We start from the raw sequence: 15,030 nt of genomic DNA, 5'->3' as shown, positions 1-15,030 counted from the left end.
GCTATGTCCATTCCCGCCAGTGAAATCGTCCAGGTAGTTCCTGGCGTGATCGGCGCCGGCGGATCGGCGCTCGACCTGAACGGCCTGATCCTGACCGCCAATACCTCCGTGCCCGTGGGCGCCGTAAAGAGCTTTGCAAACGCTGACGACGTTTCGCGGTTCTTTGGCCCGACATCCCCCGAGGCCGCCGCGGCGAATTCTTACTTCCTGGGGTTCGACAACTCCACGAAGAAGCCCGGCAATCTGTTGTTTGCGCAGTACCCCAGCGCGCCTGTGGCCGCGTACCTGCGCGGCGGCTCGCTTGCGTCAATGACGCTGACCGAGCTGAAGGCGCTGACGGGCATCCTGACCGTGTCGATAGACGGCACGGCCAAGACGTCCAGCGCCATCACTCTGACGGCAGCAACCAGCTTCTCGAACGCAGCAACGATCATCCAGGCGGCTTTTACGTCCCTGGGCGGCACGGTCACGTACGATGCACAGCTGGCAGCATTCAAATTCACGTCTTCCACGACGGGCGCCACGTCGACCATCAGCTTCGCCTCAGGCACGCTCTCGGCTGCCTTGAAACTGACGGACGCTACCGGTGCAGTGACATCGCAGGGCGCCATTGCTGGCGTGCCGGCCACGAACATGACCGCGATCGTTGGCATTACCCAAAATTGGGCGCCATTCATGACCATGTGGGAGCCGGTGACGGCCGACAAGGTTGCGTTCTCGGCATGGACGAACAGCCGCGGCAATCGCTTTGCCTACGTGGGCTGGGATACGGACGTGCAGGCGACCACCCAAGGCAGCACGACGAGCTGGGCTGCCATCGTCGCGGCGAATGAGTATTCCGGATCGATTCCGGTCTACAAAGACATCCTGCACGCAGCTTTCATCCTGGGGGCGATCGCCAGTATCGACTTCGAGCGCACGAATGGCCGGATCACCCTGGCGTTCAAGAGCCAGTCTGGTCTTCAGTTCACCGTGACGGACGCGACCACCGCCCAGACTCTGATCACCAACGGCTACAACTTCTATGGCGACTACGCCACGGCCAATGACCAATTCCGGTTCCTGTATCCGGGACAGATCAGCGGCAAATGGAAGTGGATCGACACCTATGTGAACCAGATCTGGCTGAACGCAGCGCTGCAGCAGGCCATGATGTCCTTGCTGACGCAAGTGAATTCGGTCCCGTACAACGCCGACGGCTACGCCCTGATCGACGCGTCGTGCATGGATCCGGTCAACGCCGCGGTTAACTTCGGCGCCATCCGCGCCGGCGTGCCTCTGTCCGCGCTCCAGAAGTCCCAGGTGAACAACCAGGCCGGCGTTGAAATCTCGGGCACGCTCGAAACGCGTGGCTGGTATCTCCAAATCTTGCCGGCGACGGCTCAAGTACGCGCTGCGCGTGGCACGCCGCCTATGACTTTGTGGTATCTCGATGGCGGATCCGTCCAGAAGCTCACCCTCGCATCCCTGGCCATTCTGTAAGGGCAACCGACATGTCCACTCTTACCAGTGCAAATTCCGTCCTGTATCTGGGCATCGCCGGCATCTTCCCGGTTCCCCAGAAGATCGAGGGCTACGCAACCGACGACGCTTTTGCGTTTGAAGCTGTGCAACCCGCCCAGGCCGTCATGGGTGTGGATGGCCGTATGTCGGCCGGCTACACCCCCTTCATGAGCATCCAGACGATCACCATCCAGGCGGATTCGCCTTCGATGATCGTCTTCGAGGCCTACATGGCGGCGATGAAGACGGCCCGTGAGGTCTTCTACTGCAATGGCACGCTGAACATCCCGTCGATCAGCCGCAAGTTCGTGATGACGCGCGGCGTGCTGACGCAGATCCCCTCGGCGCCGACCGCCCGTACGATCCTGCAACCCATGACTTTCCAGATAACCTGGGAAGACGTCTCCCCGGCATTGGTGTGATATGGCCCGCAAACAGGCAACCGTAACCATCAGCGCCGAGGGGCGCGACAACGGCAAGGTGTTCGTCCTGACCGAGCTTCCGGCCTCCGAGGCGGAAGACTGGGCGGGGCGCGCTCTCTTCGCCCTGATGAACGCCGGGGTGGAAATCCCCGACAACATCGCCGAAGCCGGCCTGGCTGGCGTGGCCGCGTTGGGCATCAAGGCATTGACGAAGCTGCCTTATGACAGCGCCAAGCCACTGCTCGACAGCATGATGAAGTGCGTTCAGATCCAGCCCAGCCCGAGCGTGACGCGCGCGCTGGTCCCGGACGACATCGAGGAAGTGGCCACGCTCTTGAACTTGCGCAAGCAGATTCTGGGCCTGCACATGGATTTTTCTATGGCCGTCGCTCAATCGACTTCGGGCTCCAAGCCTGGCAAGGCGGCGGCCCGCGGCTGATCCAGTACGCCAACGTGCCGCGAAATATTGCGGCGGTGATCTCTCGGCACCCGGGCCTGCTGCATGACCTGCAGACGGTCTACGGTGCCGAGGATCTCTACAACTTGCTGGAAGTGTTCGCGGTCGACGCGCACAACCAACAGGCGATAGCCAACGCGAGGAAATAGCATGGCCACAGTAATCGACGCGTTGGTTGTCACGCTGGGCATGAATGCCAAGGGCTTCAAGCAAGGCGCGGCCGAGGTGGACGATTCGCTCACGCATACGCGTGAGGAATCCGCCCGTACCGCGCGCGAGATGGAGACCCGTGGCAAGCAGGCCGCCATGTTCTTCAGCAAGGTGCGAAACGAAGCGTTGGCGCTGCTGGCGGTGTTCACTGCTGGCATGGGCATCAAGAGCTTCGTGTCTGACACGGTTCAGTCGACTGCCGCGTTGTCGCGCATGTCGGACAACCTGAACATGAGTGCGAAGGACTTGGCCGAGTGGCAGCTCGCAGCGAAGAATGCGGGCGGGTCGGCGGCCGGCATTACCGAGCAGCTTAAAGATTCGGCGGACCAGATCGCACGGTATCGCCGAGGAATGGCCGTGGAGTCAATCGGCGGCTTCTTCAGGTGGGGCGGTAAAGAAGACGACCTGAAGGATAGCGTCACGTATTTGGAAGCGCGCGCCAAGATCGTCGCAAATCTCTACAAGACGAACAAGGCGGATGCAGCCCTCGCTGCAAGCCAGATGGGTCTAGACGCCCAGCAATTCAACTTCTACAAAGATGGCCCTGAGGGTATGGCACGCCGCCGGCGTGAGCAATCCGGGCCGGCCGCTGCCCAAGCCGCAGCCGCCGAGCGCGCAGAGCAGTTGCGCCAGAAGTACGACACAGCCATGAATAAGCTGGCCAGTGTTGGCGTTGATGTGCTCGTGGCGTTGATGCCCGCGCTGGACTATATCGTTGAGAAGCTCACCGATTTCGGCAATTGGGTTATTGCTAATAAGTCCCAAGTTAACGCCGCCATCATGGCGGTGGCTGACGGCATCAAGGCGATATTCGAGGCAGTCTCGGAAGTGTTTACGAAACTAGTGCCGAAGGAAGTGCGGGACAAAATCAGTGCAGCGAGTGACCCCGTAAAAGCGGCCATGGACGCTGCGAAGGATGCCATCACTCCAAGTTGGATGTCCAAGAAGGCGAAGGCCGATCTCACTCCTGACGCCAGCGAAGCTATTGCCAAGTTCGAAAAGATGGGTTGGTCGCGCGCCCAGGCAGTAGGCATCGTGAACAATTTGCAGGCGGAGAGCGGCGGCAAGCTCGACCATCGCGCCGTTGGCGACAACGGTACGGCGTTCGGGGTCGCCCAATGGCGAAATGAGCGCGTCGACATGTTTAAACAGGTCATGGGCGTGGCGCTTGCTGAATCCACGCGTGATCAGCAGTACGCCTTTGTCGACTGGGAGCTGCGCAATACGCACAAGGGTGCAGGCGACAAGCTGAAGGCGGCGAAGACCGTGGAGGACGCCAGCCGAGTGGTGACCACGGACTTCGAGATCCCGGCGCAGAAGGAAAAGAAGGCTGAAGAGCGTGCGGCCGTGGCGACCGAGTTGGCGCGGCTGGCGCAAGCTGAAGCTCTTAAGGCTGGCGCTTTGGCTTCGGTTGGGGCAGCTCAGGCCGCACAGCCCTTGGCACAGTCAGTGAACAACGCCACGAGCACTACCACTACCAATTCCAGCGAAACCCATTTCCATGGGGACATCCATGTCGCGACGGCTGCGACCGATGGCGCGGGCATCGCGCGTGACTTGGCGGGTATGGGCAAAAACCAAAACTTGGTTCAACAGGGCAACACGGGGCTTTTCTGATGGCGCTGATTCCTTTCCCGAACGTCCCGCAGGTTCCTGGGGTGCCGGCCATCTTCCGTGAAACGACCATCCCGTCGTTGCCGGAGCTAGTCAACATCGGTCTGGGTGGCTTGGCCGAATTGTTCTTCGGCACGCCGCTGTGGGGGCTGTATACCCAGGACGGCCAGCAGGCGGTCGTGTTCGACTCGTTTCTGGGAGTTCGATTTCGGAACGGCGGCCGGATATCCAGTTTCCCTGTGGAGCAAGGTGGGTTCTCGTCCTTCAACAAGGTCGACACGCCTTATGACGCGGCCATCCGGTTGGCACACAGCGGCGATATGGCCTCACGCAATGTGATGCTGGCGGCGTTGGAGAGGATCGTGCGCAGCACTGAGCTGTACTCCGTTGTCACGCCGGAGATCGTCTACGCCTCGGCCAACTTGGTTAACTACTCGTACACGCGGGACACGCGAGGCGGGTCTAGCCAGCTGATCGTGGACTTGTTCTTGGAAGAGGTGCGGCAGACCGCTGCTGCCCAGTTCTCGGAAACGGAAGAGCCGAGCGGGGCGGATCCGCAAAGCAATGGCCAAGTCCAGAGCTTCCCGATAGATATCTCAATGATCCCGGAAGTGGGCGAGGTTTCGGTTCCCGGCTCGCTCTCACCCACGCCGCTGCCCGGAGGCATTCAATGAGGAAAATACCCCTTCGCCCGGTGCCATCGCAGTCGTTTAGCGTTGTTCTTGCCGGTCAAAGCTGTCAGGTCAATGTCTATGAGAAATCCACGGGGATGTATCTGGATCTCTTTGTGAGCCATCAACCGATCGTGACGACGGCGCTGTGCCATGACCGCGTGCGGTTGGTCCGAGAACGGTATCGAGGCTTCGTCGGCGATCTAACTTTCATCGACACGCGCGGCTATGCGGACCCTGAGTACACAGGTCTTGGTGAGCGGTTCGTCCTCGCGTATCTGGAGGCGAACGAGCTATGACGTTCATCAAACGGAGTATCGACGTCACGATTAGTCTGGGCGAAGGCCAGTTCGGCGATACGAAAGGGCCGGATGTGACGCTTAGCGGTTACCGCGTTTCAGCGGCTGTAGTGGCCTACAACGGGGACGTCCAAAGTCAGCTTCAACTGCGCATCTTTGGATTGAGTCAGGACATGATGAATAAGCTGACTGCGATCGGCCCTGTCATGACCCAGCGCAGGGGAAAGAATCGCATTCGAGTTGAAGTTGGGGACGAAAGAAACACACTCAGCACCGTGTATGAGGGTGATATTGACCAAGCCTGGGCGGACTACAACCAAGCCCCAGAGGTGGTCTTTAACGTCGTGGCACTGTCTGCTGCTGGAAAGGCGGTCAAACCGGTTCCTCCGCGCTCTTATCGAGGGGCCACTTCGGTCGCAGTCGTGTGCCGAGATATCGCAGCGTCTATGGAGCTGGCTTTCCAGGGAAACGGGGTGAATGTTTTTCTGTCGGATCCCTATTTTCCTGGCACGGATCTGGACCAGCTCCGCGCCTGCACTCGAGCTGCGCGCATCAGTTACACGATTGAGCGCGGAATTCTGGCTATTTGGCCCGTGAACGGTAGCAGGGAAGGGCCAGCAATACAGGTTTCCCCGGAATTGAACCTGATTGGGTATCCGACGTTCACCGGGAATGGGATTGCCTGCAATTTGCTCTACACCCCAGATGTCGGAATGGGCCGCGTTGTGCAAGTCACAACATCAATCGAGGCCGCGCATGGGGAGTGGTCAATAGTCGGGGTCGTCCATCAATTGGAATGCGAGATTCCAAACGGCTTATGGCTAACCCAGATACTCTGTCAACGGATTATCAATGGCTGAACAGTTCGGATATACCGGTCAGGCTCAAGCCGGCGAGGGCATGGGTGAGTACGGCGCGCTGATGTTCTTGATCAGCCAGTCGCTCGCCCGCCTAAGCACTGCCACGCTGGTCCGCGTGGTGTCGGTCACGAACGATGGCGGCCTATCGCCCGTTGGCTTTGTGGACGTGCAGCCGCTGGTGAATCAACTGGACGGTGCGGGCAATGCAGTGCCGCACGCGGTGCTGCACCAGTTGCCCTATTTCCGTCTGCAAGGCGGCACTGACGCCGTGATCCTGGACCCGAAGGTGGGCGATATAGGGATGGCCGCGTTCGGAAGTCGGGATCTGTCAGCCGTCAAGGCGAGCAAACAGCAAGCCAATCCTGGCTCTTGGCGTACCCACGACATGGCCGACGGCCTCTACTTCGGTGGCATGCTGAATGGCACGCCCGTGCAGTACGTGCAGTTCACCGCAGGCGGCATCAACGTGGTGTCGCCTTCCAAGGTGACGGTGCAGGCACCGAACATAGAGCTGAACGCGGCCACGCAGTGCGCGCTGAATTCGCCGGTCATCGTCCTTAACGGCACCGTGCAGCAAGGGGCTGGCTCGTTCGGCGGCACGTCAACCTGGCAGGGCAACATGAACACGCTGGGAACGCTGCGAAACAACGGCAAGGATGTGGGATCGACCCACACCCATCCGGGCGTGCAAAGCGGGCCGTCCAACACTGGAACCCCCAACCCATGAACACGCTGCTTTTGGACCGGACTGTCTGGGACCTGGTCCTGGACGCCTCCGGCAACATCGCTATGGCGTCGGACCCCTACGCCGTGGCCCAAGACGTCGCCAGCGCTATCAAGCTGTTCAAGGGCGAGCTGTTCTACGACAAGGCGCCGGGCGTTCCCTACTGGCGAGACATCCTGGGGTACCGCCCGCCGCTGGCGCTCGTGCGCGAGCATATCCAGACGGCGGCGCTTACCGTCCCGAATGTGGCCGGTGCTGTATGCACGATCACAAGCTTCAACGATCGCACCCTGGCCGGGTACGTCGAAATTACCCTGACCGACGGCACGACACAGACCGTCAGCATCTGAGGAAACCATGGCTACAAGCTCCCAAGTGCCGCGCGTGCAGTTCACGCCGGAAGGGCTGGTGCTGCCCGAAGAGTCGGCCATCCTGGACGGCGTCCTGACTGATATGGATTCCGCCTTTGGCGGTGGCCTGAACAAGTCTTTGGAGACGCCGCAGGGACAACTGGCGTCGAGCACCACGGCCATCATCGGTGACAAGAACAACGAATTCGCCAGCTATGTGAACCAAGTGGACCCGGCGTTTGCCGCGGGGCGGATGCAAGACGCCATCGGGCGCATCTACTTCATCGACCGAAAGCCGGGTACGCCGACGACCGTCTTGGCTACGTGCGTCGGATTGGCCGGCGTGGTGATCCCTGTAGGTGCGACGGCGCAGGCTGCCGACGGCAACCGCTACCTGTGCACGCAGTCCGGCACGATTCCGCCCACGGGCAGCATCGACTTGCCGTTCGCGTGCGCGCTGGACGGGCCGGTCGCTTGCGCAGCTGGCGCGCTGAACCAGATCTACCAAGCCATCCCCGGATGGGACTCGATCCTCAACGCGGCCGACGGGACCGTTGGCAGCTACGTCGAGAACCGTGCGGAGTTTGAGGAACGTCGTAGGCAGTCGGTTGCTCTGAACGCCATCGGCTCGCTGCCTTCGATCTATGCCAACGTGCTGAACGTAGCCGACGTCATCGACGTGTACGTGACCGAGAACAACACCAGCGCGAACCTGACCGTGGGCGGCGTCACGCTGATCCCGCATTCGATCTATGTGGCGGTGGTGGGTGGCGCCGCAGCGTCTATCGCTGACGCCATCTGGCGCAAGAAGTCCAACGGGGCCGACTACAACGGGAACACCAGCTACACTGTGCAGGACACGGCGGGCTATCAGTTCCCGTACCCGTCCTATGTCGTGAAGTGGCAAACGCCGACGGCGCTGCCGGTGCTGTTCGCGGTCCAGATCGCCAACAACCCCAGCCTGCCGTCCAACATCGTCGCACTGACCAAGCAGGCGATCATCGCCGCGTTCAATGGCGCGGACGGCGGCTTGCGCGCGCGGATCGGCTCGACCCTGTTCGCCAGCCGGTATTACGCCCCGATCGTGGCGATCGATCAGAGCATTTCGATCATCTCGCTGCTGCTTGGGACGACCACTCCGACGCTGCCGAGCGTCACCATCCCCATCAACAGGACGCCGACTATCTCGGAGGCGAACATCACGGTGACCTTGGTATGACGACGAACATTGTCAACGTCTTCGAGCCTGCGCAGTTCGGGGTGGGGGATGGCGCAACCACGCAGTTCCAGATCGGCGGACCGCGGGAGGTCGTGCAGTCCATTGCGCCCACGGGAGTATGGCGCCAGGACTGGCAGGGAAACCAGCTGCTGTATCCGACGCCGCGCACGAATTTGTTCAGATTCAGCAGCGATTTCTCCAATGCGGTTTGGGGGAACGCAACGATGACTCGGGATAGGTCATATCCCGCTCCGGACGGCTCGAATAACGGAACTCTGATCACGGTTCAAAATGCGAACAGTTGCCAGGTATTCCAGTCGATCACACTGCCTACGACACAGAGCGCATTCAGCATTTATGTGGCGCCTGGCAACTCAAGTACGCTCACCTTGCGGTATGTGAGCTTCGACACTAGCGTCATCGTGACCTTCAACCTTGCCACTGGCGCAGTTAGCAACCCTTTGATCGGAAAGATTGAGGCATCTCAAGGCGGATGGCATCGGTGCTCGATTGCGCCTGCAATGACAGGGGCTGACCTCGACGGGCAGGTGTATGCCTATCTGGCTACTAATGCCGGGACGCAGTTTTCTGCTGACATCGGGAACACCATGCGCGTGTTCGGGGCGCAGGTTGAAGTCGGGTTGGCGCCCACGCCGTACATTCCGACGGACGCTTCCGCTGTGACTGTGACGGACTACGTGGCCACAGCCGATGGTGTATTCCATATGGGGGAGTCTCCAGCCGTTGGCGCGTCGTTGACCTGGACTGGCCGTTACACCTACGAGTACCGGGAAGATGCGCCAACGCTTGCCGACCGCAACGTTATCAGCCAGTACGCGAACAGCCCCACGCTGCGCCAGCTCATCCGCAACATGGACGAGTACATCAATCCGGACACGGATTTTGATGCGTTCTACGACTACGTCTGGAACGTGGAGACGGCGCAGGGATTCGGGCTGGACATCTGGGGCAGGATCGTTGGCGTAGGGCGCATGCTCACGATTCCAGGCAACGAGACTTATCTGGGCTATCGGGAGGCGTTGAATTGGCAACCATTCAATCAGGCGCCGTTCTACACGGGCGTGCAGTCAACCCAGACTTACCGGCTTGCAGACGACGCGTATCGCAAGCTGATCCTGGTGAAGGCGCTCGCCAACATCTCTGATTGCACTTCGCCCAGCCTGAACCGGCTGCTGTCGAATCTGTTCTCGGGCCGTGGCCGCTGCTATGTGTCTGATACCGGGAAGATGGAGTTTCGCTATGTGTTCGAGTTCGCGCTTGAACCCTACGAGATTGCCATCCTGACTCAGTCCGGTGCCATCCCAAAGCCCGCCGCCGTTTTGGCCAATGTCCTTCAAGTGGACGTTCCTACTACCTTCGGATTCAACGAAGCGCTGATGCAGCCCTTCGGTTCCGGCGTTTTCTTCACATCTTCGGGGCTTATCTATGCAAGCTAGCAACGCACCTACCAAGTCAGCAGTCCCGTTCGCGAATAGCGGAGCAAAAAATACCATTCCAGTGGCTTCGCAGATCGGCGTCACGCCGGGGTTGGCTTCGTTCACCGACGGCTTCCCGCCCTTAACGATGACCCCCTTGGCCGCTGGCGGCGTGCCGCCATATGGGCAGGATTTCAACGGCATTCTGAACTTTCTGAGCGCGGCGACACGATGGGCTCAAGCGGGGGCCGGGTATTCCTATGATGCGGCATTTTCCACTGCCGTGGGGGGCTATCCCAAAGGGGCGACGCTGGTCATGGCAACCGGCAATGGTTACTGGATGAGCACCGTCGAGAACAATACGAGCAACCCGGACACCGGCGGAGCGGGCTGGATCGCGCTGCCGGCGGGGATCGCCAGCGTTGCACAAGCTCAAGCTCAGACGGAAAACACTCTGGCGCTCACTTCCCTACGGCTGGCCGACGCCTTCAAGGGTGGGAATCAAGCGCTAGGGGCCGACGGCCGGCAAAACGTGCCGGGCGGGCTGAAATTGCAGTGGGGCGCAATTTCCATCACATCCGTAAGTGGATCGGGATCGGTGGCAACTGTTGCATTTAACCAAGCGTACACGTCGTGGCGGCGCGTAATTTTGACGGAGCGGTCGAACGCGACGGCAATTCAATATAAGGCCTATGACAACGACGCTACCTTGTTGACGGGAGTTCAGGTCAATTTGGTATCGGAGGCCGGCGCTGGGGGTATTGCTGTCCCCGTGGCTTACATTGCAGTGGGAGTGTGACATGACATTCGTTTGGAAAAATGGTGGCTGGTACGACGAAGCCCCTGGTGGCTATACGGTTGAGCCGGAATACAAGGCTGAGCTTATGGCGGGGCAGATCGTGGATTACTTCATTGCGACGGCAGAGGATGGCCGCCCTTACTTGGAGCGGCGACCGGGACCGACTGACCAGCAATTGGCACAGTCCGTCCGTGCGGACCGAGATGAACTGCTGCGGCAAACTGATTGGACTCAGGCCGGCGACGTGCCCCTGGCGTTGAGAAAGTCCTACCGCGACTATCGGCAAGCCCTTCGCGACCTGACCGACCAAGAGGGGTTCCCACGGGAGGTCGTGTTTCCGGAAATGCCTAACGAGCAACAGTAGAAGCCGCTAATGCGGCTTTTTTTTCGTCTACAGGGGACGCGATGTTGTCGCCTCTTAGGAAATTCCATGGTTGACGAACATCTGTCCGATGCATTCATCAAGTCTTTGCATGCACGCGTGGTGCAAATGGAGCAAGACATGGCCCAAAACGCGGCAGCCACTGCGCGCAATACGGAGTCGATTGAGACGATCCGGCAGAACACACAGGACATCGTGGACACCTTCGCGGCGCTGGCCGGGGGGTTCAAGGTCTTGCAGGGGCTGGGCCGACTTGCGCGGCCGATCGGATACATCGCCACGGCGATCGCGGCCACGCTAGCAGCGGTGGCAGCTGTGAAGGGGATTTGGAAATGATCTCGGAAAGCCTGAAACGCAAGTTGCTTGCAACCGCCAGCGCCGGATCGATCGCCATTGCAGGCGTGCTGGTGTCGCACTTCGAACCGGGGAAAGCTCGTGGCAAGCCGTATATCGACCCCGTCGGCGTGCTGACGGTTTGCGATGGGCATACCGGTTCAGACGTCGACCCAAAACGGATCTACACCGACGCGGAATGCGATGCCTGGCGCGTCGCTGACCTGGACATTGCTGATCGTGCCGTACGTCGCTTGATCACCGTCCCGCTCAATGACTGGCAGCGCGCGGCTTTGATCGACTTCACGTACAACCTCGGCGCCGGGAACTTGGCTGACTCGACCATGAGGCGCAAGTTCAATGCTGGCGACTACGCGGGGGCCTGTGCAGAGCTGCAGAGGTGGGTAAAGGGAAGGCAAGGGGGGGTATTGGTAACTCTGCCAGGCCTAGTGACGCGTAGGGAGGCCAATACATGGGTGTGTCAACAGCGCTGATAGGGTGGCGAGGGTATGCCGCCGCTCTGGCGGTAGGGGCGCTAATCGCTGGTAGCGGAGCCTGGAAGGCTCAGAGCTGGCGGTTTGGAGCTGAGATTTCGGATCTCAAGCGTGAGTATGCTGAGGCGCGGGAGGCGGATTCCCAGGCCACTCTGACTGCCATCGAGGCTGTTAGAGAAGAAGAAAGGCGGCGTTCCGCTGCAGTGGAGAAGGCTCGAGATGAAGCAATTAAACAAGCCGCTGCCGCAGCTGCTGACGCGGTTGGCGCTCGTACTGAGCGTGACCGGCTGCGCTCCCGCGCAAACGCGCTGGCTAGCGCCGCAGTCGCCCGCGATCCCACCGCTGCCGACGGAAGCCCGACAAGAGCCGCTGCCGTCGATTTGCTCGCCTACATGCTCGGCCGGGTTAGCAACCGAGCTACAGAGCTTGCGGGAATTGCAGATCGCGCCCGCATTGCGGGATTGACGTGCGAGAGCTTGCATGACTCTCTTGGTGCGAGGAGATAGTTACCACGTAGGCAAGTTGAAAGCTGACGTAATGTAACGATGGGTATAATCGAACCGGTCCCCATTAATTTATTTCTCTTTCACAATGAAACAAGTTCTGCGCAAGATTCTGGTGGCCGCTTTTTTCGTTGGTTCGCAGCCCGTTATCGCTGGGACCTGCCCTGCTATCGGAGCGGCCCCTCGGACTATCGCGTCGAGCGCCGAAACTTACGCGACCACCAAGGGCTTCAGCCTGCGCGATGATGGCGTAGTGCTTTATGACTACGGCAAGGCTTTCAATGGCTTGGGGAAATGGGCCGACCCGTTTTTCAATTCCAACTACGCCCTTGGCTTGTATCGAGACTTCTTGGATACAAACTGCACCGATGAGAAGCTCAAGGAGCAGTTTCTGAATATTGCCGACTGGATGATTGCCGAGGGCAAGACACGTGGCGATATGCTGGTGTGGGAATATCCATTTTCCGATCCAAATTTCCAGTTGGCCCCGGGATGGATTTCCGGTATTGGACAGTCACGGATGGCGAGTGTCCTTCTGCGAGCCAACGCGGTGACGGGCAGGAGTGAATACAAAGCCGCAGCCGAAGCTGCGATGCGGGCGTACGAACACACCATCACGGAAGGCGGCGTGATGGTGTATGAGGGCGATGTTGCGTGGCTGGAAGAAATGGCCGACATCAAGGGCAACAGCTTCAAGGTTTTGAACGGCCACATCACGGGCCTTGCCGGCATTCTCGACTACTACGCCATCACGAAAGATGAAAAATGGATGAGTGTCGTCAAACGTGGGGTCGCTGCGGTGAAGCGCGACATCCCGAAATTCGACGCCGGATTCTCGTCCTACTATTCGCTGAAAATGCCGAGCAATGCGAGGCCCATCGCACCTCGTGTTGAGTACAACGCCCTTCACGTGTCGCAACTCGTTTGGATGTATGAGAATTTTGGCGACCCCGAATTTTTGAAGTGGGCAATGCGATTTCATGCTTATGACATGAACGATGATAAGTACAGCGCATCTTCCTCCATTGATCCTACCAACCACGGACCGGCGTCGATGCGTGGTTTGTACGGTGACCACTACTGGTCGGCGTCTCAATTCCCTGCTGATGTCTCAATCAAGTTGAGCGGGATTGAAAAAATTTCGGGCGTCGCTATCGACACCAACATAGTGCAAGAGCGCCCAATCAATTTTTCGGTCGAAGCTCGCCTTGGAGGAAAGCCGGTTAGTCAAAAGCTCGTTCAGGGAAATGAGGCCATTCATCTGGATGTCCTCTTTGACGCGCCTATCGCGGCTGATGAGGTCCTGGTCTCGTTTAAGGATACGGCTGATAAGGACATCCTGGCCATCAGGTCACTAATGGTCCTGCGAACATTCCCTCGATACTCGGCCATTGCCAACGATTGCAATTTCAGGATCCGCGGAATGCATGACCCCGCGCAGTACAACTTGAATGACGCATTGAATTCTGGTCCGCATCAGATGTCCACGTATTGCGCTGGGTGGATACTACTGCCCCGCGATAAAGATATGACGATGCTGTACGCTGCAGGTGGCTATGGGGCGACAGGAAGTTTCCGAGTTGAGAGTAGCGACGATCTTGTAAATTGGAAGAAAATCGGCAGCGTCCCCGCGGCGGGAGGGGAAGTTGGTGGATTAGCAAATTCGTACGTGCGTGTTTCGTTCGATGAAGGTATGACGTCGATACGAGAAGTGTCCTTGTCACCCGAATCGGTACTCGAATGGCGAAAGCCTACTACCCCTGCGTGGAGTGACTCGCGCATCAGTGGCAATCCTCTGCCCGCACCGGGCAGCGCGGTGATCCGGTAGCCAGCACCCCCTGCGCAGGTTTCATTGCCTGACCCACTGCATCCACCATCCCTGGTAGTAGCGCCGGCCGTCGATCTCTTCAAAGCCGCAGACCATCATGCCGCGGTCGGACGAGAAGGTCAGTAGCTCAGGCTCTAGCAGGTCCGGAATGGCTCCCTTGTCTGTGGCGCCGAATTTCATCAGGCCGTCCATTGTCATGACACGGATGGACCGCTTCATGTCGTCGCGCATGACGGAATACATGCGGACGGTGCCGGTGATGGTCGGGCCCGGGTCGCGGTCGTGACGCTTTTGGCCGAGATGGTGGGTGCGGGAGACGGTGCATAGCATGATCTGCTGCCAAATACTGTATGTATATACAGTGTAATGGACGACAAAAAGGGCCGGAAGCCCGACCCCTTTTCTAATTAGCGCGACGTGGCTTTCGCCCCGCGTTTTTCCTGAAAGTGGTACCAACCGGCCTCCCAGGCTTCCACCCGTTTTCGCCACGCATACAACGTTTCGTTTGTGTAAGCGGGCAGGTGGGCAATGCGGTAAAACGGGCAATCCAACAAGCCGGCTCCCATCGCGGCGGCCTTGGCTCCTTGCTCTTGGATCTCCTTTTTCATGTCAGTTCTCCTGACAGTTCTGGAACCTTAGTGTGCGCTGCCGTACACGGAACCCCTAGGCTCCTTACCAGATGAAACAATGTTTCGGCAGACAGGTCATGGTTGAGGTGTGGCAACAAGTCTGTCTGCAGGGAAGGGCACAAGGAAATCGCGGCTGGCCTCGGCCGGCGCGGTCAGCCAGTCGCCGTAGGCTCCCTCTTGTCAACGCCGGTTGAAAATTGACCCACTTTCGTCGGAATCGTCGGAGTAAAACTGACCCACCCCGGCGTTCAAAAACCTAGTTCCTGATCTTGATGTTTCCTGCTTTACGCTTGTCCT

General features: G+C 59.3%; 20 protein-coding genes. 18 read left to right on the top strand and 2 right to left on the bottom strand.

Annotation, left to right across the window (positions count from 1 at the left end):
- Positions 1 to 3 precede the first annotated feature (3 nt).
- The 18 genes from CEY09_RS30915 to CEY09_RS30830 all read left to right on the top strand — a co-directional run bounded on the left by CEY09_RS30915 (position 4) and on the right by CEY09_RS30830 (position 14,104).
- On the top strand, positions 4 to 1,482 hold the full coding sequence (locus tag CEY09_RS30915; RefSeq protein ID WP_088591555.1) for a DUF3383 domain-containing protein: 1,479 nt from the start codon (positions 4 to 6) through the stop codon (positions 1,480 to 1,482).
- Positions 1,483 to 1,493: 11 nt separating this feature from the next.
- The gene (locus CEY09_RS30910; RefSeq protein ID WP_088591554.1) at positions 1,494 to 1,925 is read left to right on the top strand and encodes a phage tail fiber protein; all 432 of its coding nucleotides are present in this window, start codon (positions 1,494 to 1,496) and stop codon (positions 1,923 to 1,925) included.
- A gap of 1 nt (position 1,926) precedes the next feature.
- Positions 1,927 to 2,364 (top strand): hypothetical protein, encoded by a 438-nt coding sequence (locus CEY09_RS30905; RefSeq protein WP_088591553.1) that lies wholly within the window; start codon positions 1,927 to 1,929, stop codon positions 2,362 to 2,364.
- A gap of 14 nt (positions 2,365 to 2,378) precedes the next feature.
- Positions 2,379 to 2,531: a transcription elongation factor GreA gene (locus CEY09_RS30900; RefSeq protein WP_208625085.1), complete on the top strand. Its 153-nt coding sequence runs from the start codon at positions 2,379 to 2,381 to the stop codon at positions 2,529 to 2,531.
- Position 2,532: 1 nt separating this feature from the next.
- Entirely contained in the window at positions 2,533 to 4,209 is a 1,677-nt protein-coding gene (locus tag CEY09_RS30895; protein ID WP_088591552.1) for a phage tail tip lysozyme, read from the top strand.
- Positions 4,209 to 4,880, top strand: a complete 672-nt coding sequence (locus CEY09_RS30890) for a phage baseplate protein (RefSeq protein ID WP_088591551.1) — start codon at positions 4,209 to 4,211, stop codon at positions 4,878 to 4,880. The genes CEY09_RS30895 and CEY09_RS30890 overlap by 1 nt, the downstream gene beginning before the upstream one ends.
- Positions 4,877 to 5,176 (top strand): phage baseplate plug family protein, encoded by a 300-nt coding sequence (locus tag CEY09_RS30885; RefSeq protein WP_088591550.1) that lies wholly within the window; start codon positions 4,877 to 4,879, stop codon positions 5,174 to 5,176. The genes CEY09_RS30890 and CEY09_RS30885 overlap by 4 nt, the downstream gene beginning before the upstream one ends.
- Positions 5,173 to 6,036, top strand: a complete 864-nt coding sequence (locus tag CEY09_RS30880; protein WP_088591549.1) for a baseplate hub protein — start codon at positions 5,173 to 5,175, stop codon at positions 6,034 to 6,036. The genes CEY09_RS30885 and CEY09_RS30880 overlap by 4 nt, the downstream gene beginning before the upstream one ends.
- On the top strand, positions 6,029 to 6,763 hold the full coding sequence (locus CEY09_RS30875) for a Gp138 family membrane-puncturing spike protein (protein ID WP_088591548.1): 735 nt from the start codon (positions 6,029 to 6,031) through the stop codon (positions 6,761 to 6,763). Before CEY09_RS30880 ends, CEY09_RS30875 begins: the two co-directional genes overlap by 8 nt.
- The gene (locus CEY09_RS30870) at positions 6,760 to 7,110 is read left to right on the top strand and encodes a contractile injection system sheath initiator (protein ID WP_088591547.1); all 351 of its coding nucleotides are present in this window, start codon (positions 6,760 to 6,762) and stop codon (positions 7,108 to 7,110) included. Before CEY09_RS30875 ends, CEY09_RS30870 begins: the two co-directional genes overlap by 4 nt.
- A 7-nt stretch (positions 7,111 to 7,117) precedes the next feature.
- A complete protein-coding gene (locus CEY09_RS30865; protein ID WP_088591546.1) occupies positions 7,118 to 8,329 on the top strand; it encodes a baseplate J/gp47 family protein in 1,212 nt (403 codons plus the stop codon).
- Positions 8,326 to 9,786, top strand: a complete 1,461-nt coding sequence (locus tag CEY09_RS32670) for a DUF2612 domain-containing protein (RefSeq protein WP_234818443.1) — start codon at positions 8,326 to 8,328, stop codon at positions 9,784 to 9,786. Before CEY09_RS30865 ends, CEY09_RS32670 begins: the two co-directional genes overlap by 4 nt.
- Positions 9,776 to 10,564, top strand: a complete 789-nt coding sequence (locus tag CEY09_RS30855) for a hypothetical protein (RefSeq protein WP_143219594.1) — start codon at positions 9,776 to 9,778, stop codon at positions 10,562 to 10,564. Before CEY09_RS32670 ends, CEY09_RS30855 begins: the two co-directional genes overlap by 11 nt.
- Before the next feature lies 1 nt (position 10,565).
- Positions 10,566 to 10,928, top strand: coding sequence for a tail fiber assembly protein (locus CEY09_RS30850; RefSeq protein WP_088591544.1), 363 nt, complete (start codon positions 10,566 to 10,568; stop codon positions 10,926 to 10,928).
- Positions 10,929 to 10,994: 66 nt separating this feature from the next.
- Positions 10,995 to 11,282 (top strand): hypothetical protein, encoded by a 288-nt coding sequence (locus tag CEY09_RS30845; protein ID WP_088591543.1) that lies wholly within the window; start codon positions 10,995 to 10,997, stop codon positions 11,280 to 11,282.
- Positions 11,279 to 11,773, top strand: a complete 495-nt coding sequence (locus CEY09_RS30840; protein WP_088591542.1) for a lysozyme — start codon at positions 11,279 to 11,281, stop codon at positions 11,771 to 11,773. The genes CEY09_RS30845 and CEY09_RS30840 overlap by 4 nt, the downstream gene beginning before the upstream one ends.
- Positions 11,752 to 12,279: a DUF2514 family protein gene (locus CEY09_RS30835; RefSeq protein ID WP_088591541.1), complete on the top strand. Its 528-nt coding sequence runs from the start codon at positions 11,752 to 11,754 to the stop codon at positions 12,277 to 12,279. Before CEY09_RS30840 ends, CEY09_RS30835 begins: the two co-directional genes overlap by 22 nt.
- 85 nt (positions 12,280 to 12,364) lie before the next feature.
- Entirely contained in the window at positions 12,365 to 14,104 is a 1,740-nt protein-coding gene (locus tag CEY09_RS30830; protein ID WP_088591540.1) for a D-glucuronyl C5-epimerase family protein, read from the top strand.
- Between the two features lie 21 nt (positions 14,105 to 14,125).
- Here CEY09_RS30830 and CEY09_RS30825 read toward each other — a convergent pair whose 3' ends face one another.
- The gene (locus tag CEY09_RS30825; protein ID WP_234818442.1) at positions 14,126 to 14,434 is read right to left on the bottom strand and encodes a hypothetical protein; all 309 of its coding nucleotides are present in this window, start codon (positions 14,432 to 14,434) and stop codon (positions 14,126 to 14,128) included.
- Between the two features lie 77 nt (positions 14,435 to 14,511).
- Positions 14,512 to 14,712, bottom strand: a complete 201-nt coding sequence (locus tag CEY09_RS30820) for a CrpP-related protein (RefSeq protein WP_088591539.1) — start codon at positions 14,710 to 14,712, stop codon at positions 14,512 to 14,514.
- Positions 14,713 to 15,030 lie beyond the last annotated feature (318 nt).

Source organism: Achromobacter marplatensis, assembly GCF_002209535.1.
In the GTDB taxonomy this organism is placed as follows: Bacteria; Pseudomonadota; Gammaproteobacteria; order Burkholderiales; family Burkholderiaceae_B; genus Achromobacter; species Achromobacter marplatensis.
This window is presented reverse-complemented; position numbering and strand designations above follow the sequence as displayed.

Excerpts from the sequence above, each read along its gene's own strand:
- CEY09_RS30910 (WP_088591554.1), top strand. The coding sequence starts at position 1,494 with ATGTCCACTCTTACCAGTGCAAATTCCGTCCTGTATCTGGGCATCGCC.
- CEY09_RS30890 (WP_088591551.1), top strand. The coding sequence starts at position 4,209 with ATGGCGCTGATTCCTTTCCCGAACGTCCCGCAGGTTCCTGGGGTGCCG.
- CEY09_RS30865 (WP_088591546.1), top strand. The coding sequence starts at position 7,118 with ATGGCTACAAGCTCCCAAGTGCCGCGCGTGCAGTTCACGCCGGAAGGG.
- CEY09_RS30845 (WP_088591543.1), top strand. The coding sequence starts at position 10,995 with ATGGTTGACGAACATCTGTCCGATGCATTCATCAAGTCTTTGCATGCA.
- CEY09_RS30870 (WP_088591547.1), top strand. The coding sequence starts at position 6,760 with ATGAACACGCTGCTTTTGGACCGGACTGTCTGGGACCTGGTCCTGGAC.
- CEY09_RS30830 (WP_088591540.1), top strand. The coding sequence starts at position 12,365 with ATGAAACAAGTTCTGCGCAAGATTCTGGTGGCCGCTTTTTTCGTTGGT.
- CEY09_RS32670 (WP_234818443.1), top strand. The coding sequence starts at position 8,326 with ATGACGACGAACATTGTCAACGTCTTCGAGCCTGCGCAGTTCGGGGTG.
- CEY09_RS30820 (WP_088591539.1), bottom strand. The coding sequence starts at position 14,712 with ATGAAAAAGGAGATCCAAGAGCAAGGAGCCAAGGCCGCCGCGATGGGA.
- CEY09_RS30840 (WP_088591542.1), top strand. The coding sequence starts at position 11,279 with ATGATCTCGGAAAGCCTGAAACGCAAGTTGCTTGCAACCGCCAGCGCC.
- CEY09_RS30905 (WP_088591553.1), top strand. The coding sequence starts at position 1,927 with ATGGCCCGCAAACAGGCAACCGTAACCATCAGCGCCGAGGGGCGCGAC.
- CEY09_RS30915 (WP_088591555.1), top strand. The coding sequence starts at position 4 with ATGTCCATTCCCGCCAGTGAAATCGTCCAGGTAGTTCCTGGCGTGATC.
- CEY09_RS30885 (WP_088591550.1), top strand. The coding sequence starts at position 4,877 with ATGAGGAAAATACCCCTTCGCCCGGTGCCATCGCAGTCGTTTAGCGTT.
- CEY09_RS30850 (WP_088591544.1), top strand. The coding sequence starts at position 10,566 with ATGACATTCGTTTGGAAAAATGGTGGCTGGTACGACGAAGCCCCTGGT.
- CEY09_RS30880 (WP_088591549.1), top strand. The coding sequence starts at position 5,173 with ATGACGTTCATCAAACGGAGTATCGACGTCACGATTAGTCTGGGCGAA.
- CEY09_RS30855 (WP_143219594.1), top strand. The coding sequence starts at position 9,776 with ATGCAAGCTAGCAACGCACCTACCAAGTCAGCAGTCCCGTTCGCGAAT.
- CEY09_RS30825 (WP_234818442.1), bottom strand. The coding sequence starts at position 14,434 with ATGCTATGCACCGTCTCCCGCACCCACCATCTCGGCCAAAAGCGTCAC.
- CEY09_RS30835 (WP_088591541.1), top strand. The coding sequence starts at position 11,752 with ATGGGTGTGTCAACAGCGCTGATAGGGTGGCGAGGGTATGCCGCCGCT.
- CEY09_RS30895 (WP_088591552.1), top strand. The coding sequence starts at position 2,533 with ATGGCCACAGTAATCGACGCGTTGGTTGTCACGCTGGGCATGAATGCC.
- CEY09_RS30875 (WP_088591548.1), top strand. The coding sequence starts at position 6,029 with ATGGCTGAACAGTTCGGATATACCGGTCAGGCTCAAGCCGGCGAGGGC.